This is a genomic window from Pantoea sp. LS15 (assembly GCF_012241585.1).
In the GTDB taxonomy this organism is placed as follows: domain Bacteria; phylum Pseudomonadota; class Gammaproteobacteria; order Enterobacterales; family Enterobacteriaceae; genus Enterobacter.
Map to the genome: position 1 here is coordinate 431390 of NZ_JAAVXA010000001.1, position 23752 is coordinate 455141.

The 23752-nt window shown below is 58.0% G+C and carries 21 protein-coding genes; 2 read left to right on the top strand and 19 right to left on the bottom strand.

The window, feature by feature from the left end:
- Nucleotides 1-46: 46 nt before the first annotated feature.
- From HED65_RS23000 to nifL, 5 genes are all read right to left on the bottom strand, one after another.
- Nucleotides 47-193 (bottom strand): SidA/IucD/PvdA family monooxygenase, encoded by a 147-nt coding sequence (locus HED65_RS23000; protein WP_114977460.1) that lies wholly within the window; start codon nt 191-193, stop codon nt 47-49.
- A 199-nt stretch (nt 194-392) separates the two neighbouring features.
- Nucleotides 393-905 (bottom strand): nitrogen fixation protein NifQ, encoded by a 513-nt coding sequence (locus HED65_RS02035; RefSeq protein WP_411266770.1) that lies wholly within the window; start codon nt 903-905, stop codon nt 393-395.
- Nucleotides 902-2308 (bottom strand): nitrogenase cofactor biosynthesis protein NifB, encoded by a 1407-nt coding sequence (nifB, locus tag HED65_RS02040; protein ID WP_114977212.1) that lies wholly within the window; start codon nt 2306-2308, stop codon nt 902-904. Before nifB ends, HED65_RS02035 begins: the two co-directional genes overlap by 4 nt.
- 166 nt (nt 2309-2474) lie before the next feature.
- Complete coding sequence (nifA, locus tag HED65_RS02045) at nt 2475-4049, bottom strand: nif-specific transcriptional activator NifA (RefSeq protein ID WP_064566574.1); 1575 nt, start codon at nt 4047-4049, stop codon at nt 2475-2477.
- Nucleotides 4046-5533, bottom strand: coding sequence for a nitrogen fixation negative regulator NifL (nifL, locus tag HED65_RS02050; protein ID WP_065807227.1), 1488 nt, complete (start codon nt 5531-5533; stop codon nt 4046-4048). Before nifL ends, nifA begins: the two co-directional genes overlap by 4 nt.
- A 357-nt stretch (nt 5534-5890) precedes the next feature.
- On the opposite strand from nifL, the gene HED65_RS02055 reads away from it, so the two are divergent.
- Nucleotides 5891-6421, top strand: a complete 531-nt coding sequence (locus HED65_RS02055; RefSeq protein ID WP_064566570.1) for a flavodoxin — start codon at nt 5891-5893, stop codon at nt 6419-6421.
- Between the two features lie 206 nt (nt 6422-6627).
- Here the strand turns inward: HED65_RS02055 and nifM are convergent, their stop codons facing one another.
- From nifM to nifH, 14 genes are all read right to left on the bottom strand, one after another.
- Nucleotides 6628-7422 carry a nitrogen fixation protein NifM gene (gene nifM, locus HED65_RS02060; RefSeq protein ID WP_114977213.1) on the bottom strand — a complete coding sequence of 265 codons (795 nt, stop codon included), beginning with the start codon at nt 7420-7422 and terminating at the stop codon, nt 6628-6630.
- Nucleotides 7419-7862 (bottom strand): nitrogen fixation protein NifZ, encoded by a 444-nt coding sequence (locus HED65_RS02065; protein WP_114977214.1) that lies wholly within the window; start codon nt 7860-7862, stop codon nt 7419-7421. Before HED65_RS02065 ends, nifM begins: the two co-directional genes overlap by 4 nt.
- Complete coding sequence (locus tag HED65_RS02070; protein WP_114977215.1) at nt 7859-8116, bottom strand: nitrogenase-stabilizing/protective protein NifW; 258 nt, start codon at nt 8114-8116, stop codon at nt 7859-7861. Before HED65_RS02070 ends, HED65_RS02065 begins: the two co-directional genes overlap by 4 nt.
- A gap of 2 nt (nt 8117-8118) precedes the next feature.
- Entirely contained in the window at nt 8119-9258 is a 1140-nt protein-coding gene (gene nifV / locus HED65_RS02075; protein ID WP_114977216.1) for a homocitrate synthase, read from the bottom strand.
- Between the two features lie 10 nt (nt 9259-9268).
- Entirely contained in the window at nt 9269-10471 is a 1203-nt protein-coding gene (gene nifS / locus HED65_RS02080; RefSeq protein WP_114977217.1) for a cysteine desulfurase NifS, read from the bottom strand.
- Nucleotides 10472-10486: 15 nt separating this feature from the next.
- On the bottom strand, nt 10487-11326 hold the full coding sequence (gene nifU, locus HED65_RS02085; RefSeq protein ID WP_114977218.1) for a Fe-S cluster assembly protein NifU: 840 nt from the start codon (nt 11324-11326) through the stop codon (nt 10487-10489).
- Nucleotides 11327-11533: 207 nt separating this feature from the next.
- A complete protein-coding gene (locus tag HED65_RS02090; RefSeq protein WP_064566555.1) occupies nt 11534-11998 on the bottom strand; it encodes a NifB/NifX family molybdenum-iron cluster-binding protein in 465 nt (154 codons plus the stop codon).
- Nucleotides 11985-13370, bottom strand: coding sequence for a nitrogenase iron-molybdenum cofactor biosynthesis protein NifN (gene nifN / locus HED65_RS02095; protein WP_064566553.1), 1386 nt, complete (start codon nt 13368-13370; stop codon nt 11985-11987). Before nifN ends, HED65_RS02090 begins: the two co-directional genes overlap by 14 nt.
- A gap of 10 nt (nt 13371-13380) precedes the next feature.
- On the bottom strand, nt 13381-14754 hold the full coding sequence (gene nifE / locus HED65_RS02100; protein WP_065807234.1) for a nitrogenase iron-molybdenum cofactor biosynthesis protein NifE: 1374 nt from the start codon (nt 14752-14754) through the stop codon (nt 13381-13383).
- Between the two features lie 155 nt (nt 14755-14909).
- Complete coding sequence (locus HED65_RS02105; RefSeq protein ID WP_114977219.1) at nt 14910-15572, bottom strand: NifB/NifX family molybdenum-iron cluster-binding protein; 663 nt, start codon at nt 15570-15572, stop codon at nt 14910-14912.
- Between the two features lie 11 nt (nt 15573-15583).
- Nucleotides 15584-15802, bottom strand: coding sequence for a putative nitrogen fixation protein NifT (gene nifT, locus HED65_RS02110; RefSeq protein ID WP_007374971.1), 219 nt, complete (start codon nt 15800-15802; stop codon nt 15584-15586).
- A 40-nt stretch (nt 15803-15842) separates the two neighbouring features.
- Entirely contained in the window at nt 15843-17405 is a 1563-nt protein-coding gene (gene nifK, locus HED65_RS02115) for a nitrogenase molybdenum-iron protein subunit beta (protein ID WP_114977220.1), read from the bottom strand.
- Between the two features lie 55 nt (nt 17406-17460).
- Nucleotides 17461-18909, bottom strand: coding sequence for a nitrogenase molybdenum-iron protein alpha chain (gene nifD, locus HED65_RS02120; RefSeq protein ID WP_043953578.1), 1449 nt, complete (start codon nt 18907-18909; stop codon nt 17461-17463).
- Nucleotides 18910-18936: 27 nt separating this feature from the next.
- Nucleotides 18937-19818: a nitrogenase iron protein gene (gene nifH, locus HED65_RS02125; protein ID WP_035885754.1), complete on the bottom strand. Its 882-nt coding sequence runs from the start codon at nt 19816-19818 to the stop codon at nt 18937-18939.
- A 386-nt stretch (nt 19819-20204) separates the two neighbouring features.
- On the opposite strand from nifH, the gene nifJ reads away from it, so the two are divergent.
- Complete coding sequence (nifJ, locus tag HED65_RS02130; RefSeq protein WP_114977221.1) at nt 20205-23717, top strand: pyruvate:ferredoxin (flavodoxin) oxidoreductase; 3513 nt, start codon at nt 20205-20207, stop codon at nt 23715-23717.
- Nucleotides 23718-23752: the final 35 nt, after the last annotated feature.

The following is a 23752-nucleotide window of genomic DNA, read 5'->3' on the forward strand; positions in this document are numbered from 1 at the left end:
GAAGCAGCCAGATAACGGAAATGCAAGCTGTCGTTTTTACCCATTTTCATCCCATGCTTTGAAAGATGAGAGGCAGAACAAACACGAGACAGGCGCTGAGGGCGTAAATGAACTGGCTTGTTGGATCACGTTGAGTGACTAAATCCTTCAGAAAGGAAACATGTTGATTTGTGGAGAAGCAGCTATCTAAGATGAAGTTATTGGGTGCTGTTGTGTATTTAACTTATGTTGGGTGAGTATCAAGTTTATAAGATGAATACACTATATCTATTTGTTTTAAATAACTTTTCCCAATATGTAGATCGATTCACTTCAAAATAACTTCATGAACTAACAGAAAATCCGCTTCTTATGGACATTTCCGGATTAAGGTAAAATCGGATCACATTATTTCAGGAATCGGAAAAACAGAATTCGCGTTCGTAGCAGGCGTCGCAACTTGGGGAACGGCAAATAAGCTCGCCAGCGGAATGCAGGCAGCGCTGACGATAAAAAAACTTTTTCCAGCGCATATTTTCACTGTTCATTTCTACCAGCAGAGGAAAACAGTCGCTCATTAATTCGCGTAACTCCTGACGCGAACTTAACCCCAAATCCTGCCACAGATGATTAAACGCCAGCGAAACACTGGCGATAATGTTGTGCATCGGTGCCGCACCCGGCGCCATATATCCCGCCAGCCACTGCGCCAGTTGTTGCTGTTCGTCGCTGCGGGTGGCATTAAGCTCGCTCATCAGCTTTTGCCGCAGTAAACAATCGGCGGGCATCGGCTGCGTAGGGGGATCGAATTGTGCCTGCAGGGCGTCCCATTCGGCTGCCCGCAAGCCCATCATCAGCGGATAACAGCCTTCGCCGTGTGCATAGAGCCACAGCAAACGCCGCAGCCAGTCGTGAACAGGCATCATGCCACCCCCCGTGACGCAGGATCGGGCTGCGCATTTTTTCGCCACTGCTGCCACCAGCCGGTCAGCGCCTCGTTAACTGGCTGCCAGGCGTGATCGACACAGGGTTGAATGCCGCGCGCTTCCAGCTTTTGCCACGGCGCGTAGCCGATACGGGCGCAAAATACTGCTTTCACATCGGCCAGCAGATCGAGAACTGCGGCCATCCGCGCCTCGCTGTCCTGCGGTTCACAATTGTCGCTTCCCTGACAAAATTTCGGCGTAAAACGCTCGTTCACCAGCACCGCGCCCGCTGCCGACAGGCTGTAAATGCGAAAGCGATCGGCATGACCAAAGTGGCAATCAATCGCATCGCCGCGCGTCGAGGCGACCGCCACCAGGCAGGCATCTGGCTCTTCCGATTCGCCGCGCGTGGCAATGCTGGCATGCAACTGAGCCCGGCGGTAAAGCGTTGGCAACCACGGCTGCGGCGACTCGTCAACCGGCGTCAGGGCAAACTGCTGGCTGCGATCTTCACCGAGCATGCCAATCGCGTCAGCGCGGCACTGCTGGCAGTGCGTCATCTGCGGCATCACCTCGCCGCAACGCTCGCGCACTTGGGCTACCATCTGCGCATCCGGCTCCGGCTGGCCGTTCAGGCCGAACACCGTACCGTGCTCCGGGCGGGCGATCAGCGGCATAATATTGTGAATAAAGGCGCCGCTGGCGCGCAGTTCACGGCTGACCTCGCTGAGGACGCCATCGTTGATGCCGGGGATCAATACCGAGTTGATCTTCACCAGCACGCCTTTCGCCGTCAGGCGACGCACGCCTTCAAGCTGGCGGGCAATCAGAATCTCACCGGCTTCACGCCCGCTGTAGCGTTCACCGTCGAGCCACAGCCAGGCGTAAATTTGCGCCGCGATATCGGCATCCAGCGTATTGATCGTCACCGTGACATGGTCAACGCCAACATTCACCAGCCGCTCTACCGCATCCGGTAACATCAGCCCGTTGGTTGAGAGGCAAAGTTTCAGGTCGGGGAGCTGTTCGCGCACCATTTCCAGGGTGGTGAATGTGCGTTGAATATTGGCCAGCGGGTCGCCAGGCCCGGCGATACCAACCACGGACAATTGCGGGATCGCCGCAGCCACATGGCGCACTTTGGCTACTGCCTGTTCCGGCGTCAGCAGAGATGACGAGACGCCGGGGCGTGATTCATTACTGCAATCAAATTTGCGGTTGCAATAGTTACATTGCAGGTTACAGGCAGGCGCGACCGGCAGATGCATACGGGCATAGCGGTGATGACCGTTTTGCGAGTAGCAGGGGTGCGACGCCACCTTACCGGCAACGACATCAGATAAAGGTTCGCGCTGCCCGGTGTGACAGCGTGAACCGCCAGCGGCGGATAAGCAGGAAGTCATGGGCGTACCTTGGTTGTGTGGTCATAACCTCCTGCTGCAAAACCTGTACCGCTTATCTTTACTGTAACTTGCTGAAAATTAATGTTTTAAATTCACCGTGTCGTCATCTGTTTGTCGAGTTTGTGGCGTTTGGCTGACAATGTGCCGAATGTCACAAAAACCTGCGCTACATTCTCGGCATGGTAATATCCATCGTCTGAATACGATAGGCCACCTGGCGCGGGGTCATTCCCAGCAGGCGTGCGGCTTTTGCCTGTACCCAACCGGCTTTCTCCAGTGCTGCGATCAATCTTTGTCGCTCATCGAGGTTCTGATCGAGCCAGCTCTCTTCGCGCGGTGCGCTGGGCTGCGGCGGTTTTGGCAGATTTTCCCTGTGGTGAAACAAAATCACGTCGCGATCGATGAGTCCGCTTTCCGACATCACCGCCGATCGCTCAAGGCAGTTTTCCAGTTCACGCACGTTTCCAGGCCAGCTATAGCTCATCAACAACCGGATCGCGCCATCGCTGATGCGCAGCGTGCGGTTCTGGTTTTGCGCGATTTTGCGCACCAGAAAATGCGCCAGCTCGGCAATGTCCTCCTGGCGCTCGCGGAGCGGGGGCAGGGAGATCGGCATCACATTGAGGCGGTAGTAGAGATCTTCGCGAAAATTCCCCAGCCGCACTTCCTCTTCCAGATTGCGGTTGGTGGCGGCAATGATCCGTACATTCACCTGCAGCGTTTCGTCGCCGCCGACGCGTTCCATTTCGCCTTCCTGCAAGATACGCAGCAATTTCGCCTGAAACGAGGCGCTACTTTCGCCGATCTCATCAAGAAATAGCGTACCGCCGTCCGCCAGTTCGAAGCGACCTTTGCGCTGACGCACCGCACCGGTAAACGCTCCTTTTTCATGGCCGAAGAGTTCACTCTCCAGCAGCGTATCGGGCAGCGCCGCGCAGTTGAATTTGACGAACGGCGCAGCGGCGCGCGGTGAATTGTGGTGGATAGCATTGGCTATCAGTTCTTTACCGGTTCCGCTTTCGCCACGCACCAGCACGGTGGTGTCCCAGCGCGAGACCTGGCGAATAATTTCCAGCGTCTGGCGCATGGCCGCGCTTTTACCGACCATGTTTTCAAAGCCAAACGCTCGCGACGGCGCACACCCGCGCTGGCTGGCGATCTGCGCGGCAGCAGCACGGGGTGAAGGCGCGACGCTGGGCGGCGTCATCAGGCGGACAGTTTGCGCCACCAGATTGGCGACAGTTTCGAGAAAACGCGTGCAGGCGGGCAGGCGTTCCTCGTAGCGGGCCATTGGCTGGGCGGCCAGCACGCCGATAGGCTGTGAGTTTGGTCCCATCAGCGGCACGGCGATAAATGGCAGGCTGTAATCATACAAGCCAAGGCGATCGAGAAAACGCTGATCGTCGGAGACACAGGGCAGCACCAGCGATTGTCCCTGCGACAGCACCGTGCCTACCAGCCCTTCACCCGGACGATAGCGAATCTGCGAACTGCCGGGAATAAGCTGCTGATCGGCCTCTTGCAAGGCTTCAATGTTAAGGATCGCTTGCTGGCTGTCGTACAGACAGATCATCCCGTGCTGCATAAAAGCATCGTTGTGCAGCACACACAGCACTTCCTGTAGCGTCTGCCCGACCTCTGTCGCCCGGCTTAACACCACGCTGATACGCTGCATGGCGGTAAACTGCTGGGAGAGGTCAAAGCGCCAGACGGTTGTACCCGACTCGGTTCGCTGAGTCATAGTGAGCCTCCGGTCAGTGAATGAAATAACGGGAAACGCAGGGTCAGGCAGGTGCCTCCCTGAGGACGGGAGGTCAGTTCTATTGCGCCGCGATGGTGGGCGACCAGCGTCTGGATCAGCCGCAGTTCCATGCCTTTACCGGGCGCATTGAGTGCATCGGGAGAATGGGTATAGCGCACCTGAATCAGCGGCACATTGTCATTTAAATAGAACGACAGCCAGCCGCTCTCTTCGCGGGCGTAAAGCTGAGTCTGAACCGTGAAATCACGTAGCTCAGCGGCAATATCCAGCGTTCTGTCGAGCCACAGGCTCAGGCAGGCAAGCAGTTGTGTTCGCTGGCCAAAGCCCACCAGATCGGGGGATTCCAGCTCAATTTGCAGGTTTTCGCCCTGGTTATAGCGGGTGTGATACAGGGCGCGCAGATCGTCAAGGAACGGCTGGAGCGGCCAGACCGCCGGGCTTTCCAGCTCTAGCGACGGACGACAGCGTTGCAGCCGCGCCATCGCTTCTTCACCTTCACGCCAGGCGGCATCCAGCGCCAGATTGCTGTGATCGTCGCCATTTAAACGACGCGCGGCGGCCAGCATATTGATCGGGCAATTGAGTTGCACCAGCGCGGCGTCCAGCGATTCGCGGATCGCCGCCAGCAATTTACCGCTGGTTATCTGCTGCTTCAGACGATCAAGGCGCCCCTGTTCCTGTTGTTGCTGCTGCTGGGTATTGTCGGTGATCACCACCAGCGTGCGCGGCACGGCGCTATCAATAAAGTAGCGGCCCGCTTCTTCACTGACGCCCGGCAGTGCCCAGCAAGTGACGGACAACCAGCGCACGGTGCCGCGCAGCGCTACCGGCAGCACCAGGCCCTGCGCCAGCTCCGCCTTATGGGCGGAAAAATTAAGTTCGGTGAGCAGCTCTTTACCGCCGCAATCGGCGCAAAAGGTTTTGTAGGCGAGGTTATCCATCACCACCCGATCGCGTTCATCCACCACCACAACCGCCGCCGGAATGTTATTCAAGACGGCTTCGGTCAGCGTCATATGATTGCGCAGCCGTTGTTCCAGCGCGTAGCTGGTGCTGATGTCGCGCTGCATGGCCAGGTAATGTTCGAGTTTGCCGAACGCATTAAACAGTGGGGTGATGTCGATTTCCACCAGAAACAGGCTGCCGTCGCGGCGACGGTTGATCAGTTGTCCGCGCCACGGACGGTGTTGCAGCAGGGTGTGCCACATATCCTGGTAGATTTCACGCGGGGTCTGCTTACTGGCAAGCAGGCGCGGGTTTTGCTGCAACAACTCTTCCAGTTCATACCCCGACTGGCGGCAAAACGCGGGGTTGGCGTAGAGAATGTGGGCATCGGCATCGGTCAGTGAAATCGCGACGGGAGCCTGTTCAACCATGGTGAAAAACAACCCGGGATGCTGTTGTGAGAGCGCCCCGGCGATCTCGGCGGGCGCGGCGGCGTCCATCATCATATTCAGGGTCATCACAAACTCCTGTGGTCAACATGGGAATGTCGCAGTTATGACAATTTGTGCCACCTGTCGACTTTCGTCCGAACATAAACGGACGCCTATTAACCATGCAAAGGGTGCGCCTTTGACCCTTGTTACTCGCCGTAAGATTGATCCAGATCCCTGTTTGCCGCCGATTTTTACCCTTTTGCCCTCTGGCTGTGCGCGGCGCCGTATAAACGGGTGGATAAAAAAGCGCCGCTCTGGTGCAGGACTGACCAATACGGTGCAGTTATTGCACGGCAAAAAAACTGGCACAGCCTTCGCAATATCTCCGGTGATAACCGCCTGTTCAGGGCGGATTCACACTTTTTCTCACAGGAGCACGCGATGGCTAACATTGGAATTTTTTTCGGTACCGATACGGGCAAAACCCGCAAGATTGCCAAAATGATCCACCAAAAACTGGGTGCGGCGGCCGATGCGCCGGTGAATATCAACCGTACCGATCTCGACACCTTTCTCTCTTATCCGGTTCTGCTGCTGGGAACGCCGACGCTTGGCGACGGGCAACTGCCGGGGCTGGATGCGGGCTGTGAGGAAGCGTCATGGGGAGAGTTTGTCGCTCAGCTTGATAGCAACAGCCTGAGCGGTAAAACCGTGGCGCTGTTTGGCCTTGGCGACCAGGTAGGCTACCCGGATAACTTCGTCAGCGGCCTGCGCCCGCTGTATGAGGCGCTGAAAAACAGCGGCGCACAGATTGTCGGCCACTGGCCGAATGAAGGTTATGAATTCAATGCTTCATCGGCGCTGGAAGCGGATAAATTTGTCGGCTTAGTGATCGATCAGGACAATCAGTATGACCTGACCGACGAGCGCCTGGATGCCTGGCTGGAAACGCTTAAACCGATATTTTTGTAAGTGATATAGCCGGGTAACGCGCTTTACCCGGCAACATCACCGGTTCGCCAGGTAGATCTGATAAGCGTTAGCGCCATCCGGCAACGATAACGATGAACGGTGAGCGCCGGATGGCGGCTGCACCTTATCCGGCTTGCGCGGGTACTAACAGGGGACAGGCCGGATAAACATCATCACCATCCGGCATTGCTGTACTAAAGGTGAAATTAATCTGCCATCACGCTGCGGGTTAACGCTGCCAGCCACTGGCGTTGGTACTGCTGCTGGTTTTTACGAACCAAATAGCTTCGTGCTTTTTCCAGCGCTTCCGCCTGCGGCATCGGCGCAGCGTCACGGATCGCTTCGCACCATAACAGATGCCAGCCGAGGCGGGTTTCGATAGGCGCGCTGAGGCCATTTTCCGCCAGCGCAAACAGCGCGGCGTCGAGTTCGGGATAGAGCAACCCCTGGCTTATCCAGCCCAGACGTCCGCCTTCCAGCGCGCTGGGGCAGTGGGAGTAGCGCTGCGTCAGCCGGGCAAAGTGCTGGCGCGAGACGCTAATATCCTGATGAAAACGGTGGATCTGGCGCTGCACTGCGGCATCGTCGTTATCGACCGTCAGCAGCAGGTGAGATGTCAGCCGCTGCGGCGGGCGCATAAACTGCGCCTGATGTTGTTGATACCAGGCCAGCACTTGCAAGTCGTCCGGCAGCGGGGCGCGCCCGGCAATCTCGGCGAACTGCCACTCCATGCGGGCATGATGGCGGATCACCATCTGCCGCTCATCAGCAGAAAAATGCCCCTCATCCAGCCAGCTTGCCAGCGAGGTTGCGACACTCTGCAACACGCTATCCGGCAGGGGGTCACCGGCAGTAACCTCTACCACCGCCTGTTCCAGTTGGCACTGGCGGGCGAAAGCGTCGTCGAATGCGGTTTGCTGATCGGCAGGAATGTGTTCCGGTTCGCACTGCCAGCGCGTTACCGCCAGCCGCCGCCGGGCGAAGCGTTGCCACGGTGTCATGCGTCGGCCTCCAGCAGGATCATGGCGCTGGCGGGAACCTGGAACCAGCGCCCGGAAAACGTGACGGTGTAACTCTCTCCGCCTTCGCCCTGGTCTGTTCCTTCAATACGGCCATGCTCTCCGGCGGCGATCACCACTTCGCCATTTACCGACAGCGCGTGGCGGCAGGCAACCCGATCGCCATACTGAAACTGCCCGGCGTGCCACGGCACGGAAAGCGGCAGCAGCTCCTGCTCGCGGCAGCCAACCACCAAATCATCATCGAGAAAATGTACCTGATAGATAATCTGATCCATCAAAATCGTGCCCCATTCGCGGACAAAACCGGTACTGCCGCGACGAACCAACAGGTCGCCGCGCGCAAAGCCGCGCATGGTGCCGTCATTGCGAATGGCGCGGGTAACGCGCACCTCTTCGCCAAAATCGAATTTTTGTCTCATGAGGTACGCTCCGGAAGGTAGTGCCGATAGCTCTCCGTCAGCAACCGGCGCGCCAGCAGCCACGGGGCGCGGGGCGCCTCTTCAAGCATATTGCGTAGCGGTACGTTTTGCCGCAGCCGCTGGTGAAACTCCCGCAGCACCGGCAAACAGCAGTGGCGCAGCACCCGTGGGTCATACGGCACGCTAAAGAATTCAAAAAAGGACTCGGCGGTATCGAGCTCATCCACGCCGGGGATTTGATAAAACCACTCCATCGTCAGCCCCTCGCAAAGTGTGCAGATTCCCCGCACAGCGCATCGTAAAGTGCCACCAGCTCATCCTCTTTCGGCGTGCGTTTCCAGCGCTCGGCAAAGCGGCGGATCGCCGGCAGCAGCAGATCGATTTGCAGAGTATCGAGGTGATACCCCATGCGGGCGAAGACGCCATCCACCGCCTGGCGACCGGAGTGTTTGCCCAGCACGAGCCGGTATTCTCGCCCCATCAGCGCCGGATCAATCGCCTGATAGCTTTCGCGATCGCGCAGCAGCGCGGCGACATGAACGCCGGATTCATGGGTGAACACCTGCGCACCGACCAGCGGTTGCTGCGGGTCAATGGCCCGTTGTGTCGCGTCGGCCACGGTCTGGCACAGGGACGGCAGGCGCGTAAAATCAACGCCGCAATCCCGTTGCAGGCAGCGGCTCAGGCTCAGCGCAACGGTTTCCAGCGCGGCATTGCCTGCGCGTTCGCCCAGCCCGAGCACGGTTGTGTTGACGCTGGTGGCTCCGGCGCGAACCGCCGCCAGCGTATTGGCGGTCGCCAGCCCCAAATCGTTGTGCGCGTGCATTTCGATTTCGCCCGGCCAGTATTCGCCAAGCGCCTGAATGCGGGTGGTGGTGGTAAAGGGATCGAGCAGGCCGAGGGTGTCGGCGAAACGCAGCCGTTTAGCGCCCGCTTCGCGGGCGATATCGGCAATCTGGTTCAGCGTCTGATCGCTGGCGCGCGAGGCATCTTCACAGCCGACACAAACCTGCATGCCCAGCGTCCGCGCTTGTGCAATCAGCGCGCCCAGTTTATCGAGCAACTGCGTCAGCGGTTCGCGAAGCTTATACTGGCGCAGCTTATCTGAAGCGGGCAGGGAGATATCCACCCAATCCATCCCGAGATCCGCGCTCTGGCGGATCTCGTCGCGGTTCATCCGGCACCAGGACATCAGCGTTGCGGTGGGCAAATGCTGGCGCACCTGCAAAATGCGCTGGCGCTCTTCGTCACCCATCGCGGGCGTGCCGACTTCAAGCGCGGTAATGCCCGCCGCAAACAGCGCCTCGGCGATGGCGATTTTCTCGCTGGCGAGAAACGCGACGCCCGGGCTCTGTTCGCCGTCGCGCAGGGTGGTGTCGTTGATAAGCACATTCATGCTCGCCGCCTTAGCCGTATAACGGCGCAAATGCCGATTCCGCCGCCCCGGGTTTTCCCTCCTGCCAGTAGGGCGAGAGCATCCGCAGGCGGGCAATAATCGTTGGCAGGGTATCGATCACATAGTCGATCTCTTTTTCACGCGTGTAGCGCGACAGCGAGAAACGAATACTGCCGTGCGCGGCGGTGTAAGGAATGTTCATCGCCCGCATAACATGCGAAGGTTCCAGCGAACCGGAGGTACAGGCGCTGCCGCTCGACGCTGCAATGCCCGCCTGGTTCAGCAGCAATAAAATGGCTTCCCCTTCGATAAACTCAAACGCCAGATTGGTGGTGCCCGGTACGCGTGGCTGGTTGCCGCCCATCACCATCACGGAAGGCACCTGCGCGATAAGCCCTTCCTGCAGTCGATCGCGCAGTTGCGCCAGCGAGGAGGCACCCGGCAGATGGATCTGCGCCAGTTCGCAGGCTGTGCCCATGCCGACGATCCCGGCGATATTTTCCGTCCCTGCGCGGCGTCCGCGCTCCTGATGGCCGCCGCGCAGCAGCGGACGAAAACGCGTTCCGCGCCGCAGATAGAGGCAGCCGACACCTTTCGGCCCGTGCAGTTTGTGCGCCGAGCAGGAGAGCATATCGATCTGCGTGCGGCCAATATCCAGCGGAATTTTGCCGACCACCTGTACCGCATCGCAGTGGAACAGCGCGCCGTACTCCTGCGCCATGGCCGCCATTTCAATCACCGGAAACAGCACGCCGGTTTCATTGTTCGCCCACATCACGCTGACCACCGCCACCCGAGAACTGAGCGCCTGGTGGTACTGCTCCATATCCAGCGCGCCGTCGCTATTCACACCAATGCGGTGGATCAGGTAACCCTGGCGCTCCAGGTGTTCGCAAACGGCGAGCGTGGCCGGGTGCTCCACCGCGGAGGTGATGATTTCCCGGCGCTCCGGCATCAATTCCACGCAGGCATGCAGCGCGGTTGACGTGGCTTCGGTCGCGCAGGAGGTGAAAATAATCTCGCTGGCATGATCGGCGCCAAGCAGGGTGGCAACCTGCTGGTGCGCGCGCTCAAGAGCCACACGGGAAGGTGTGCCGAAATCATGAATCGAAGAGGGGTTGCCATAATGCTCGGTCAGAAAGGGCATCATCGCTTCCAGCACCATCGGATCGATTCGCGTAGTGGCGTTGTTATCCAGATAAACCTGTTTCATCTTCTTCCCCCTCTGTTAATACGCTGCGGCTTCAGCGGCCACGACTTCCATAAAACAGCCGGTGCGTTCCATCAGTTTTTGCTGTAACCAGGCGAGCGTCATGTCGGTCATCATGCAGCCGCTACAACTGCCGGAGAGGCTGACCGTGACTTTGTGATTTGCCACGCTGAGCAGCGCCATATCGCCGCCATCGGCCTGAATATGCGGGCGCAGTTCGGTGATGGCATCAACCACTTCCTGCCAGTGCGGATCTTTGCTTGTCGCAACCGGCGCGGCGACCTGCGGGTGCTGCGCAAGAATATCGGCCAGCGCCAGTTCGATTTTTTCATGGCACGAAGTACAGCCGCCGCCCGCTTTGGTGTAGTTGATCACCTCTTCCAGCGTGGTCAGCCCGTTATTCAGCACCGCGCGGCGAATCTGTCCTTCATCCACGCCAAAGCACTTACAAATCAGCGCGCCTTCTTCGTGGTCATCTTCCAGCGTTTCGCCACGGTAGTTGGCGATGGCAGCGCGTAGAGCTTCCTGGCCCATAACCGAGCAGTGCATTTTTTGCGGTGGTAAGCCGTCAAGATAATCGGCAATCTGTTGGTTAGTGACCTGTTCGGCCTGCGCCAGCGTGCGGCCGATAATCAGTTCCGTTAAGGCGGAAGAAGAGGCAATCGCGCTGCCGCAGCCAAAGGTCTGAAACCCGGCCTCAAGAATGGTTTCATCTTGCGGATCCACTCGCAGCATCAGCCGTAACGCATCGCCACAGCTTAACGATCCCACATCACCCACGGCGTTGGCGTTTTCCACCACCCGGGCGTTACGGGGATTAAAAAAATGATCTTTCACTTTCTCGGAGTAATTCCACATGCTTTTGGCTCCCAGTATGTATGACGGAACGCGCCGGAGCGCATTACACCGCGTCAATCAACAGCGGGTAATATCGTTGAAGCAAAAGCAGTACCAGAAGATGAAATCGTTATATTTCAATGAGATGATTTTGATGCCTGACATAAAACCGCGAACTATGTCGCAGTTTTATGTTGGCTTTGTCACAGAGCTGACACAGAAAAGGCATCAGCGCTCATCCTCTTCCTGCCACTCATCTTCCGCCAGCAGCCCGGCAAAGCGATCGGGATTGCGGCTGCGCGCGCTTCTTCGCTGCTCTTTGTCGTACCAGTAGTGTTGGATTTCCTGCAACAGCCCGACAATCGTCGTCTCTGCCGGAACGCGCACCGCGCGCACGCCAACCTGCAAAAGCTGGCGAAACACCGCCTCGCCGATCGCCACGCAGTAGAGCGTTACGCAATCCTCCAGCGCGTTAATCCGGCTGGTCAGTTTCTCCTGCTGATGGCCGGGCAGTACCGAGAAATCCACCACCCGCAGCAGGGTGACGTCATCCTCTTTGACGCCGTACACCACCAGCCGCGGTGTCGCGCCGAAATGCTGATCGACATGGTGGTAATCGGAACTGGCAAAGGCCACTCTCATCGACCATTCACTGTCGCAGATGGTGCTGAATTGTCGGCTAACATGTTGCATAGTCACCTCCCGAAGATGCGGGTTCGTAAAAACGCTGGCGCAGCGGCGAGTGATAGGCGGCAAGATGATGGTGGCGATCGCGCAGCGCATTCGCCAGCTCAAACAAGGTGTCGCGCATCCCGGCGTAACCCTGGCGCACGCGGCGAAATTCGCCCAGACGGTCAAACAGGGGGAAACCGGCGCGCACCAGCGGAATGTTGAACTGGCTGGCCAAATCAACGGCATGAGAATTGGACACCAGCAGCGATGCAGGCGTATCGCACAACAGATCCTGCATATCCTCCAGATCGCCGATGATCACTTTTTCAACCGGCAGATCCTGCAACCCTTTCTGGCTCACCGGTGCCACCACCGGGCCGGGAACCATGCCCATATCGCGGGCGAAATCGCACCAGGCGGCGAGCAGATCGCCCTCGGCGGCCAGCGCGACAGGCGCGCCCTGCAACCACATATGACAATCGATCATCGCATCCTGCAATTGCCCGCGCTGGCGCTCGATCCACGCTGGCACATCGCGCCCGGAGAGGCGCTTCAGTTGGTGAATAAACGTATCGCACTGGCTCATGGTCATCAGGTGCGGCAACGTGACGACCTCTGCATGGCTGCGCTGCGCCAGCAACTGTGCGGCGCGGGAGAGGGAAACGCCAATGGCGAAGGTGCCGAGGCTCTGTCCCATCTGTTCAATCAGCCGCAGGCTGCTGCCGCCCTGGGTAATCGGCGAGAAATCCCCGCTGGCGAGATGGCCATCCAGCGATTGGGAGAGATCCGGCACAATCACCGGTTGCAGGCCAAATGCCTCGACATAGCTGCGCAACAACTCGACGTCGCCCGGCGTCAGCAAATGGCTGAGCAGCAGGTTCACGCGGCGATTGCGCACGCCCGGCTGCGGTTTTTCCGGCACCCATTGTTCAACCATGCTCTCCAGCACCGCGCTGTAGCCGTTTTCCAGGCTACCGTAAAAATCCGGTGTGTTAACGGTCAGCAGCGCCACCCCTTTATGGCGCGGGAATTCATCGCGGAACTGGCGCACCACGCGCGAAATATCGCTGCCCTGCGCCTCGGAAAGGCCGGTGCTCAGCAGAACAATCGCTTTCGGGTTGTTGCGTGAGCACAGCACATTCAGCGCGGTAAAGATGTTCTCATCGGCACCCATAATGGTGGATGTCGGGTCCATTGCCGTCGATTGCAGCGGGATCGGATCATGAAAATGCTGGATAAAAAAGACCTTCGCGAAGGCGCTGCACCCCTGAGCGCCATGAACCAGCGGAATGCTCTGTTCAAAGCCCATGCTCGCCAGAATCGCGCCCAGCGGCTGGCCGCTTTTTACCGGGCTGACGGCCAGCGGCTTTTTACTACGGATAATTTCTGCCATTGCGGGCTCCTTATTGCCACGGTGCACGGGAGTGGGTTTGCGGCCAGACCGGGCTCTCCATGGTCAGGCAAAGCTGTTCGGCCAGCGTGACAATGCCCCGGTAGCCAGCAAAGGCGTGCTCGCGCTCCTGATTGATATCAAGGAACGGCAGCCGCGCTTTGTAGGCGGTGTACATATTGCGTCCCCCGGCGATCATCATGTCCGCCTGGTAGCGGTAAACCACGTCCAGCAGCGAGCGGGCGTTGCCTTCATCAAGCATCAGCGCGTCGGCACCCATCAGTTCACGGATACGCTGTTTATCCTCTTCGGTGGATTTGCGCGTGCCGGTCGCCACCACTTCCATGCCCAGATCCTGAAGCGCCGAGACCACCGACCAGGATTTCACGCCGCCGGTGTAGAGCAGCGCTTTGCGCCCGCGCAGGCGCTCGCGCAGCGGGGCCAGCGCCTGTTCTGTTTGCTGTTCTTCGCGGGCAATGAGCTGTTCGGTGCGCTGCATCAGATCGCGATCTCCGGTCAGCGCCGCCAGTTGGCGCAGGGCGTCAGAGGTGGCGCGTACGCCATAAAAACTGCCTTCAAACCACGGCGTGCCGTAGCGTTGCTCCAGCGAGCGGGCAACGTTGATCAGCGCTCTGGAGCAGACCAGCATATTGACCTGCGCCCGGTGCAGCGTCTGGATTTCACTGAAGCGCCCGTCGCCGGAGAGGCTGCCGAGCACGCGAATACCCAGTTCATCGAGCAGCGGCTGAATGTGCCAGAACTCCCCGGCAATATTGAATTCGCCAATCAGCCCGATATCGTGGCGGTGCGCTGGGGCAAAAGGGGTATCTTCCGGCCACGGCGCGGGTTCACGCCCGCCAATCACCTTTTTCACCATCACTTCACCGGCCAGCCGGTTACCGAGATTTTTGCTGCCGTAAAATCCGGCGACATCAACGGCAATCACCGGTACACCGGTGGCGGTTTCTGCCGCCTGGCAGACGGCTTCGATATCGTCGCCCTCCATCGCGGGAACGCAGGTGTTATAGATAAAGACGGCGGCCGGATGGTAGCGGTTGACGATATGGCGCACGGCATGGAACAGGCGGCGCTCGCCGCGCCCCATGATCACATCCTGTTCGCTCAGATCGGTGGTAAAACCCAGCCGGTTGATCGTCGGGCCGGAACTGAAGCTGCCACGGTTATCCCATGAGCTACCGGTACAACCAATGGGGCCGTGCACCAGGTGAGCAACATCGGAGAGTGGCAGCAGGGTGATCTGCGCACCGTCAAAGGCGCAGCCGCCCGCCGTTGCGCCGGGTTTTGGCGCGCTGCAGCCGGATTTCTGTTTATGGTTGTGCTCGCAGGCAGGTTCATCGAGCAAAGCCAGGATCTCGTTCCCCTTCATCATCACCTCATCATCTGGTTGGGTTGTAGCAGAAGGTGCAATTCGCGAGCCAGTAATGAGTGATTGATTTTTAAGAGAAAAAAAGTGTCGGTTTTGCAACAATGCAGACAATTGGCGCAATGTTCACGCAAAAAAATCCCCCGAAGGGGATGAATTCAGAACACCCGTTCTTCCAGCGGGTTGGCGCGCTCAAGGCGTTTTGCCAGCCACGGCGGCAACTGCCCGTTGAGGAGCGTTTTGATGGCGTCGCACTGCGAGGTGATGGTCTGGCCGGGGGCGACTTTCATCGGATGGATATTGTGGCGGATCAGGCGGGCAGCGGCGGGGCCGCCAATCGCTTCGCAGAACAGCAGATGGCAATCGCCGAGCAGTTGCGCGCGGCTCTCGTTAGGTTCTTTGTCCTGCGGGCTGGCGGCGTAACGGCGTAAGTCATACAGCCAGCCGCCCTGGTCATCAAAGGCATAAATAAAAAACAGCCGCCCCTGGCCGAAATGGCCGTTAATTGCCAACCCATCCTGCGAGCAGAAGGCGGCAATCAACTGCGGGCGACGCGCCGCGTGGTCGATCACGCGCAAATGGGCGGGCAGATCGCCTTTCAGGCACGCTTTCACCCGCGCCCAGCGCCCGGCGGACATTAATGCGTCCTCATGAGGAAAGCGCTGCTCCAGATGGCGTTGATCCAGCGAGGCCAGCAGCTCTGGCGTCAGCGCCTCATCGCAGTCGCCGGTCAGCCACGCCATGATTTGCGCGGGTTGCAGTTCCGGCAGCGCCTGGAACAGCGCCAGCATCCGCCAGAAAAGAGTATCGTTGTCGGACATTGCGCATCTCCTTATACCAGGGCGTCGCGGGTGGCGCGCAGGCTAATGGGAAATGAGGGTCGTCCGGGTTGCAGATTGACGTAATAGCGGCGACCGCCCTCAAGAGAAATCGCACCGCCCCAGCGTTCCGGGGTGTCGTGCTCAACGTCCAGAATTTTCGCTTCCAGATCCTGTTTGGCGATATAGCAGTAGAGATCCGCGCCGCGCTGGCGAATAGTAACGACCGGCATAGTGCCTCCCTGAGCCCCGCGCAAGGCGGGGCTGTGATGGTTAACGGATAAGATCGAAGCTGTAGTCGGTTTTGCCGAGCTTGATGGTCTCTCTGTCGACTTTCTCCAGCACCGCATTAACCAGCGTGGTGAGGATACTTATGGCCCCTTCGTAACCCCAGGTGGTCTGGCGGTGCAGATGGTGGCGATCGAACAGTGGGAACCCAAGGCGGATCAGCGGCACTTCAAACTGTTCACCCTTCGCCAGCGTATCGCGCTGGATAAACTTGGCGTAGGAGTTACCGATCATAAAGTCCGGCTGACGGGTAAACATCAGCGAGCGGAAATGCCACAGATCGCAGTTGATAAAGACTTCGCTCTCTTTCCCGTACGGCGAGGCTTCAAGCATTTTCTTCATCGCTTTCTGCCAGCGCTTGGTGCCGTTATGGCACAGAATCACCGTCGGTTCGCAGCCCAGTTCCAGCAGGAAGCGGGTCAGCCCCATGACAAAATCCGGGTCGCCGAACAGGCCAAATTTCTTGCCGTGCAGCCAGGTGTGGGAGTCGAGCATCATGTCCACCAGCCGACCGCGCTCCAGCGCTAAGCTATCCGGAATGGCTTTGCCGGTTAACTGGCTTACCGCCATCAGCAGTTCGTCGGTTCCGGCCAGTCCCATCGGGATTTGCACCTCGGTCGCGGGCTGGTTCCAGCTTTCCTGCACCACTTTTTTGGTTTTCACCAGTTGCCAGGGTTGCAGCAGCAGGGTGTCGATAGCGTCAGGCGCTTCGCGCATCTCCTGCTGGGTCGTACCGCCGGCATACATGTGATAATGCCCGTCAGCCGGGTTATCCAGCACTTCGGAGGGATCGGAAAGCAGGCTGCACGGCACTTCCATTTGCTCCATCATGCGTTTCAGCACGCGGAAATTGCCGAGATAGGTTTCAAATCCGCTGACCAGGTTGATACGCGGTAACTTGCCCGGTTGCCCGCTGTAATCGGCGGTAAAGGTACGGGCAAAGCCCTCGAACATATTGTCCCAGCCGGTGATATGGCTGCCGATAAAGCTTGGCGTGTGCGCGTAAGGCACCGGGATCGCCGCGTCGATAAAGCCGTCTTTTTTGGCGTTAGCAATAAACGCCTGCAGATCGTCGCCGATGACCTCCGCCATACAGGTGGTGGAGACGGCAATGATTTCCGGCTTGTAAAGAGCGCTGGCGTTCTGCAACCCTGTGTTCAGGTTGTTGTTGCCGCCGAATACTGCCGCATCTTCCGTCATCGAGTCGGAAACACAGGCAATCGGCTCTTTAAAGTGACGGTTAAAATAGGTGCGGAAATAGGCCACGCACCCCTGGGAGCCGTGAACATACGGCAGGGTATTGGCAAAGCCCAGCGAGCACAGTACCGCGCCCAGCGGCTGGCAGGCTTTGGCCGGATCGATGGTCAGCGCTTCGCGTTGAAAGTTAAGCGCTTCATACTCTGCGGTGGTGGTCCATTGAAAGACCTCCTGCACGCGCACCGGATCGTGGGCCTCTTCCAGTTGCCGTTTATCTTTAAACAGCATCTGGTACGCATCCTGTTCAAACAGCGGATGACAGTTTTGAATTTTCTCAGCACTTTGGCTCATGGTGTTCTCCTCCCGCGCCACAAATCGGTGAACAGACGGGATAGCAGGATTAAAATCAGGCGGATTTCAGCCACGGCGCAGTCAACTGGCCCCACGCGGGGTTATTGAGCGTCATATCCATATCGCGGGCGAAGATGGCAAAGCCGTCATAACCGTGATAGGGGCCGGAGTAATCCCAGGAGTGCATCTGGCGAAACGGCACGCCCATTTTCTGGAAGATGTACTTCTCTTTAATACCGGAGCCGATCAGATCCGGCTTCAGCGCTTTGACAAAGGCTTCCAGTTCATAACTGCTGGCATCGTCGAACAGCAAGGTGCCTTCTTTCAGATCCGGCAGGGTGCGGTCATAGTCATCGTTGTGGGCGAATTCATAACCCGCAGCGATAATTTCCATCCCCAGATCTTCATAAGCGCCAATCACATGGCGAGGACGTAAACCGCCCATATACAGCAGCACTTTGCGGCCTTCCAGACGCGGACGGTATTTGGCGATGATGGCGTCGTTCTGCGCCTGATATTTGGCGATCACCGCTTCAGCGTTGGCGCGAATGGTGTCATCAAACATATCGGCGATTTTGCGCAACGATTCGGCGACTTTGGTCGGACCGAAGAAGTTGTACTCCATCCACGGAATACCGTGTTTCTCCTCCATATGGCGGGAGATGTAGTTCATTGAGCGGTAGCAGTGCACAAGGTTGAGTTTGACGAACGGCGTGTTCTCCATCTCAACCAGCGTGCCGTCGCCGGACCACTGCGCCACCACGCGCAGGCCCATCTCTTCGAGCAAAATGCGCGACGCCCAGGCATCGCCGCCGATGTTGTAATCGCCGATGATCGCCACATCATAAGGACCGGCCTCAAACGGCTTGCCTTCGCGGTTATCCAGTACCCAGTCGCGGATCACGTCGTTAGCAATGTGGTGGCCGAGCGACTGGGAAACGCCGCGAAAGCCTTCGCAGCGCACCGGAATGACCGGTTTATTGATGGCTTTGCGGCTGGCGTTGGCAACGGCTTCAATGTCGTCACCAATCAGGCCGACCGGGCATTCGGACTGAATGGAGATCCCTTTAGTCAGCGGGAACAGCGTCTCCATCTCTTCAATCAGTTTGGTCAGCTTTTTATCGCCGCCGAACACGATATCGCGCTCCTGAAAATCGGAGGTGAAGTTGAGCGTACCGAAGCTATCAACACCGCTGACGCCGGTGTAGTAGTTACGCCGTCCGGCGCGGGAGTACTGACCGCAGCCGATCGGGCCGTGGGAGATATGGGCCATATCTTTGATCGGCCCGAATACCACCCCTTTAGAACCGGCGTAAGAGCAACCGCGCACGGTCATCACGCCGGGCTGCGACTTACGGTTGGAGATGATGCATTTCCCGACGCTTTCCATCTCCGGGTCGCTCACCATCATGTGCTTTCTGCGTTCTTTGCGCGTTTTTTCCGGAAAGATCTCCAGTACTTCCTGGATGATCTCCAGATTACGTTCGCCTGTTGCATTGCTCATAGTCGTCTTCCTGTTGGCGGGCGTGCATCAAACCGCGTTTTCTTCTGCGGCGGTTTTACCGATAATGCTGGCGTCTTCCACATCCATAATGCCGAATTCCATCAACAGCTCTTCGAGTTCGTCCATAGTGATCGGCGTTGGCACCACCATTTTGGTGTTGTTGACGATCTTGTTCGCCAGCGAGCGGTATTCGTTGGCCTGGTTGCACTTCGGATCGTACTCAATCACCGTCATACGGCGGATTTCAGCGCGCTGTACAATGTTGTCGCGCGGCACGAAGTGGATCATCTGGGTGCCGAGTTTTTCCGCCAGCGCCATGATCAGCTCATCTTCGCGGTCGGTCTGACGGGAGTTACAGATCAGCCCGCCAAGGCGTACTTTGCCGGATTTGGCGTATTTCACGATGCCTTTAGAGATGTTGTTGGCGGCGTACATCGCCATCATTTCGCCGGAGCAGACGATGTAGATCTCCTGCGCTTTGTTTTCGCGAATTGGCATGGCGAACCCCCCGCACACCACGTCGCCCAGCACGTCATAAAAGACGAAATCGAGGTCGGGAACATAAGCGCCTTCTTCTTCCAGGAAGTTGATGGCGGTAATGACTCCGCGACCGGCACAGCCAACGCCGGGTTCCGGGCCGCCGGATTCTGCGCAACGCACATCGCCGTAACCAATTTGCAGCACATCTTCCAGTTCCAGGTCTTCCACGGAGCCGACTTCAGCCGCCATCTCCATAATGGTGTTCTGCGCTTTCGCATGCAGGATCAGACGGGTGGAGTCCGCTTTCGGGTCGCAGCCGACGATCATTACTTTCTTGCCCATCTCCGCCAGCGCGGCGACCAGGTTTTGCGTGGTAGTGGATTTACCGATTCCACCTTTGCCGTAAATGGCGCATTGACGCATGGTCATGGTGTTTCTCCTGTTGGTTGTGTGAGTGGCAATTGCCTCACTCTGTTGTGCAGGGAACATACCAGCCGTGCCATTTTATTTAATTTATTGATTTTAAAAGCATTGATGTTTTCGCTGTCGCAAGGGGAGGGACAAAGAGTAAACAATCGCCTTACCAATTGTGCGAAACAGAACAATTCCGCACACCGTTTCTGTACGTCGGGGTACAACTCACGGCGTGCGACACTTTGTCGGCAGTTCAACAGGATGTCGCGTCCACTGTCTTGTTTCATGCAACCGTTTTGTTGCAGTTGCCTTTAATACATTGTTTATAAAGGGATAAATGAGCTGGCACAGGCTGTGCAACGGCGACAGGGAGATGACCTCTTACAGTCGAGGAATGAGCAATGTCCGGAAAGATGAAAACAATGGATGGCAACGCGGCAGCGGCATGGATTTCGTATGCCTTTACTGATGTCGCCGCGATTTACCCCATTACCCCCTCAACGCCGATGGCGGAAAACGTCGATCAGTGGGCGGCAGACGGCAAGAAAAACCTGTTTGGCCAGCCGGTGCGTTTAATGGAGATGCAGTCAGAAGCGGGCGCGGCCGGTGCCGTACACGGCGCGTTGCAGGCCGGGGCGCTGACCACCACCTATACCGCTTCGCAGGGGCTGCTGTTAATGATCCCCAATCTGTACAAAATCGCCGGTGAGCTGCTGCCCGGCGTGTTTCACGTCAGCGCCCGCGCGCTGGCAACCAACTCGCTGAATATTTTCGGCGATCATCAGGATGTGATGGCAGTTCGCCAGAGCGGCTGCGCGATGCTGGCCGAGAGCAACGTTCAGCAGGTGATGGATCTCTCGGCGGTGGCGCACCTTTCTGCCATTAAAGGCCGCGTACCTTTTATTAACTTCTTTGATGGTTTTCGTACTTCTCACGAGATCCAGAAAATTGAAGTGCTGGAGTATGACGATCTGGCACCGTTGCTGGATACCGACGCGCTGAACCGCTTTCGCCGTAACGCCCTGAATCCGGATCATCCGGTGATTCGCGGTACCGCGCAAAACCCCGATATCTATTTTCAGGAACGGGAAGCTGCCAACCGCTACTACGATGCGCTGCCGGAGATCGTCGAAAACTATATGGCGGAGATCTATCGCCTGACCGGCCGCGAATACCACCTGTTTGATTACTACGGCGCAGACGATGCGGAACAGATCATCGTGGCGATGGGATCGGTATGCGACACCATTTCCGAAGTGGTGGACGCGCTGATCGACAGCGGTGAAAAAGTGGGCCTGGTGACGGTGCATCTGTTCCGGCCGTTTTCGCTGTCGCACTTCTTCGCCAAAATCCCGAAAAGCGTCAAACGCATCGCGGTGCTCGATCGCACTAAAGAGCCGGGCGCGCAGGCGGAACCGCTGTGCCTGGATGTGAAAAACGCGTTTTATCACCAGCATGACGCGCCGCTGATTGTAGGCGGGCGCTATGCGCTGGGCGGTAAAGATGTGCTGCCGGGGCATATTGTCTCGGTGTTTGAGAACCTGAAAAAACCGCTGCCGAAAGATGGTTTTACGGTGGGGATTTTCGACGACGTCACCCACACGTCGCTGCCGGTGCCTTCTCATGAGGTCCACGTTTCCCGCGAGGGGATCACCGCCTGTAAATTCTGGGGGCTGGGTTCCGACGGTACGGTCAGCGCCAACAAGAGCGCCATCAAGATCATCGGTGATAAAACGCCGATGTACGCACAAGCCTACTTTGCCTACGATTCGAAAAAATCTGGCGGCATTACCGTTTCGCACCTGCGTTTTGGCGAACGGCCAATTACCTCGCCGTATCTGATCCACCGTGCGGATTTTATCGCCTGCTCGCAGCAATCCTACGTCGATAAGTACGATCTGCTGGAAGGGCTGAACGCTGGCGGCACCTTCCTGCTGAACTGCACCTGGTTTGGCGAAGAGCTGGAGGCGCGGCTGCCAAACAGTATGAAGCGTTATATCGCCCGCGAAGGGATCCGTTTCTATACCCTCAACGCGGTGGATATCGCCCGCAAGCTGGGGCTGGGCGGGCGCTTTAACATGCTAATGCAGGCGGCATTCTTCAAACTGGCGGGGATTATTGATCCGCAAGCGGCATCTGATTACCTGAAGCAGGCGGTCGAGAAATCCTACGGCAGTAAAGGGCAAAAAGTGGTGGATATGAACAATGCCGCCATTGATCTGGGGATGGAAGCCATCCAGGAAGTGATGGTGCCGGAACGCTGGGCGACGCTGGAAGATGACGCGGCGGAAGAGACGCGGATGATGCCGGATTTTATCCGCGACATTCTCGAACCGATGAACCGGCAGAACGGCGACAAACTGCCGGTCAGCGCCTTTGTCGGTATGGAGGACGGGACATTCCCGACGGGAACCGCAGCGTGGGAGAAACGCGGCATTGCTTTACAGGTGCCGGTGTGGAACCCCGAAGGCTGTACTCAGTGCAATCAGTGCGCCTTTATCTGCCCGCATGCCGCCGTTCGCCCGGCGCTGCTGAATCAGGAAGAGCGCGATGCGGCGCCGATAGCGTTGCTGAGTAAAGCGGCGCAGGGGGCGAAGGATTACGACTATCATCTGGCCATTTCGCCGCTCGATTGTTCCGGCTGCGGCAACTGTGTCGATATCTGCCCGGCGAAGGGCAAAGCTCTTTCCATGCAGCCGCTGGAGAGCCAGTTAGCGATGCAACCCGTGTGGGATTATGCGCTGGCGCTGTCGCCGAAAAGCAATCCGTTCAACAAAACCACGGTCAAAGGCAGCCAGTTTGAAACCCCGCTGCTGGAGTTTTCCGGTGCCTGCGCGGGCTGCGGCGAAACCCCGTATGCGCGGCTGGTGACGCAGTTGTTTGGCGATCGCATGATGATCGCCAACGCCACGGGATGTTCGTCGATTTGGGGGGCCAGCGCGCCGTCAATTCCGTGGACCACCAACCATAAAGGGCAAGGCCCGGCGTGGGCTAACTCGTTGTTTGAAGATAACGCCGAGTTTGGCCTCGGGATGATGCTCGGCGGACGCGCGGTGCGTGAACAACTCGCCAGTGATGCGATGGATGCACTGGTCGCGCCGCACAGCGAGGCGTTACAGCAGGCGTTACGCCAGTGGCTGGAGAACAAAGATCGCGGTGAAGGTACGCGCGAGCGCGGTGAGCAACTGAGTGCGCTACTGGCGCAGGAGAAGGGCGACGATCCACTGCTGAACCGCATGTACCAGAACCGCGACTATTTCGCTAAACGCTCGCAGTGGATTTTTGGCGGTGACGGTTGGGCGTATGACATTGGTTTTGGCGGCCTCGATCATGTGCTGGCCTCCGGCGAGGATGTGAATATCCTGGTGTTTGATACCGAGGTGTACTCCAACACTGGCGGTCAGTCGTCGAAATCGACGCCGGTTGCGGCAATTGCCAAGTTTGCCGCCGAAGGCAAACGGACGCGCAAAAAGGATCTCGGCATGATGGCGGTGAGCTATGGCAATGTGTATGTCGCGCAGGTGGCGATGGGCGCGGATAAAGCCCAGACGCTGCGGGCCATTGCCGAAGCGGAGGCGTGGCCTGGCCCGTCGCTGGTCATCGCTTATGCGGCCTGTATCAACCACGGTCTGAAGGCCGGTATGGGATGCAGTATGCGCGAAGCAAAACGCGCGGTGGATTCCGGTTACTGGCATCTGTGGCGTTATAACCCGCAACTGATGGCGAAGGGCAAAAATCCGTTTATTCTCGACTCCGACGAACCCGAAGAGAGCTTCCGCGACTTCCTGATGGGCGAAGTGCGTTACGCCTCGCTGGGCCGCACTGCGCCGGAACTGGCGGATCAACTCTTCGAGCAAACCGAACAGGACGCGAAGCAGCGTTTCGCGCAGTATCAGCGAATGGCGGGGGAGTAAACGGTAAATTTTATCCGGTAATGCTGCGTTTACCG

Excerpts from the sequence above, each read along its gene's own strand:
- HED65_RS02035 (WP_411266770.1), bottom strand. The coding sequence starts at position 905 with ATGATGCCTGTTCACGACTGGCTGCGGCGTTTGCTGTGGCTCTATGCA.
- nifB (WP_114977212.1), bottom strand. The coding sequence starts at position 2,308 with ATGACTTCCTGCTTATCCGCCGCTGGCGGTTCACGCTGTCACACCGGG.
- nifA (WP_064566574.1), bottom strand. The coding sequence starts at position 4,049 with ATGACTCAGCGAACCGAGTCGGGTACAACCGTCTGGCGCTTTGACCTC.
- nifL (WP_065807227.1), bottom strand. The coding sequence starts at position 5,533 with ATGACCCTGAATATGATGATGGACGCCGCCGCGCCCGCCGAGATCGCC.
- HED65_RS02055 (WP_064566570.1), top strand. The coding sequence starts at position 5,891 with ATGGCTAACATTGGAATTTTTTTCGGTACCGATACGGGCAAAACCCGC.
- nifM (WP_114977213.1), bottom strand. The coding sequence starts at position 7,422 with ATGACACCGTGGCAACGCTTCGCCCGGCGGCGGCTGGCGGTAACGCGC.
- HED65_RS02065 (WP_114977214.1), bottom strand. The coding sequence starts at position 7,862 with ATGAGACAAAAATTCGATTTTGGCGAAGAGGTGCGCGTTACCCGCGCC.
- HED65_RS02070 (WP_114977215.1), bottom strand. The coding sequence starts at position 8,116 with ATGGAGTGGTTTTATCAAATCCCCGGCGTGGATGAGCTCGATACCGCC.
- nifV (WP_114977216.1), bottom strand. The coding sequence starts at position 9,258 with ATGAATGTGCTTATCAACGACACCACCCTGCGCGACGGCGAACAGAGC.
- nifS (WP_114977217.1), bottom strand. The coding sequence starts at position 10,471 with ATGAAACAGGTTTATCTGGATAACAACGCCACTACGCGAATCGATCCG.
- nifU (WP_114977218.1), bottom strand. The coding sequence starts at position 11,326 with ATGTGGAATTACTCCGAGAAAGTGAAAGATCATTTTTTTAATCCCCGT.
- HED65_RS02090 (WP_064566555.1), bottom strand. The coding sequence starts at position 11,998 with ATGCAACATGTTAGCCGACAATTCAGCACCATCTGCGACAGTGAATGG.
- nifN (WP_064566553.1), bottom strand. The coding sequence starts at position 13,370 with ATGGCAGAAATTATCCGTAGTAAAAAGCCGCTGGCCGTCAGCCCGGTA.
- nifE (WP_065807234.1), bottom strand. The coding sequence starts at position 14,754 with ATGAAGGGGAACGAGATCCTGGCTTTGCTCGATGAACCTGCCTGCGAG.
- HED65_RS02105 (WP_114977219.1), bottom strand. The coding sequence starts at position 15,572 with ATGTCCGACAACGATACTCTTTTCTGGCGGATGCTGGCGCTGTTCCAG.
- nifT (WP_007374971.1), bottom strand. The coding sequence starts at position 15,802 with ATGCCGGTCGTTACTATTCGCCAGCGCGGCGCGGATCTCTACTGCTAT.
- nifK (WP_114977220.1), bottom strand. The coding sequence starts at position 17,405 with ATGAGCCAAAGTGCTGAGAAAATTCAAAACTGTCATCCGCTGTTTGAA.
- nifD (WP_043953578.1), bottom strand. The coding sequence starts at position 18,909 with ATGAGCAATGCAACAGGCGAACGTAATCTGGAGATCATCCAGGAAGTA.
- nifH (WP_035885754.1), bottom strand. The coding sequence starts at position 19,818 with ATGACCATGCGTCAATGCGCCATTTACGGCAAAGGTGGAATCGGTAAA.
- nifJ (WP_114977221.1), top strand. The coding sequence starts at position 20,205 with ATGTCCGGAAAGATGAAAACAATGGATGGCAACGCGGCAGCGGCATGG.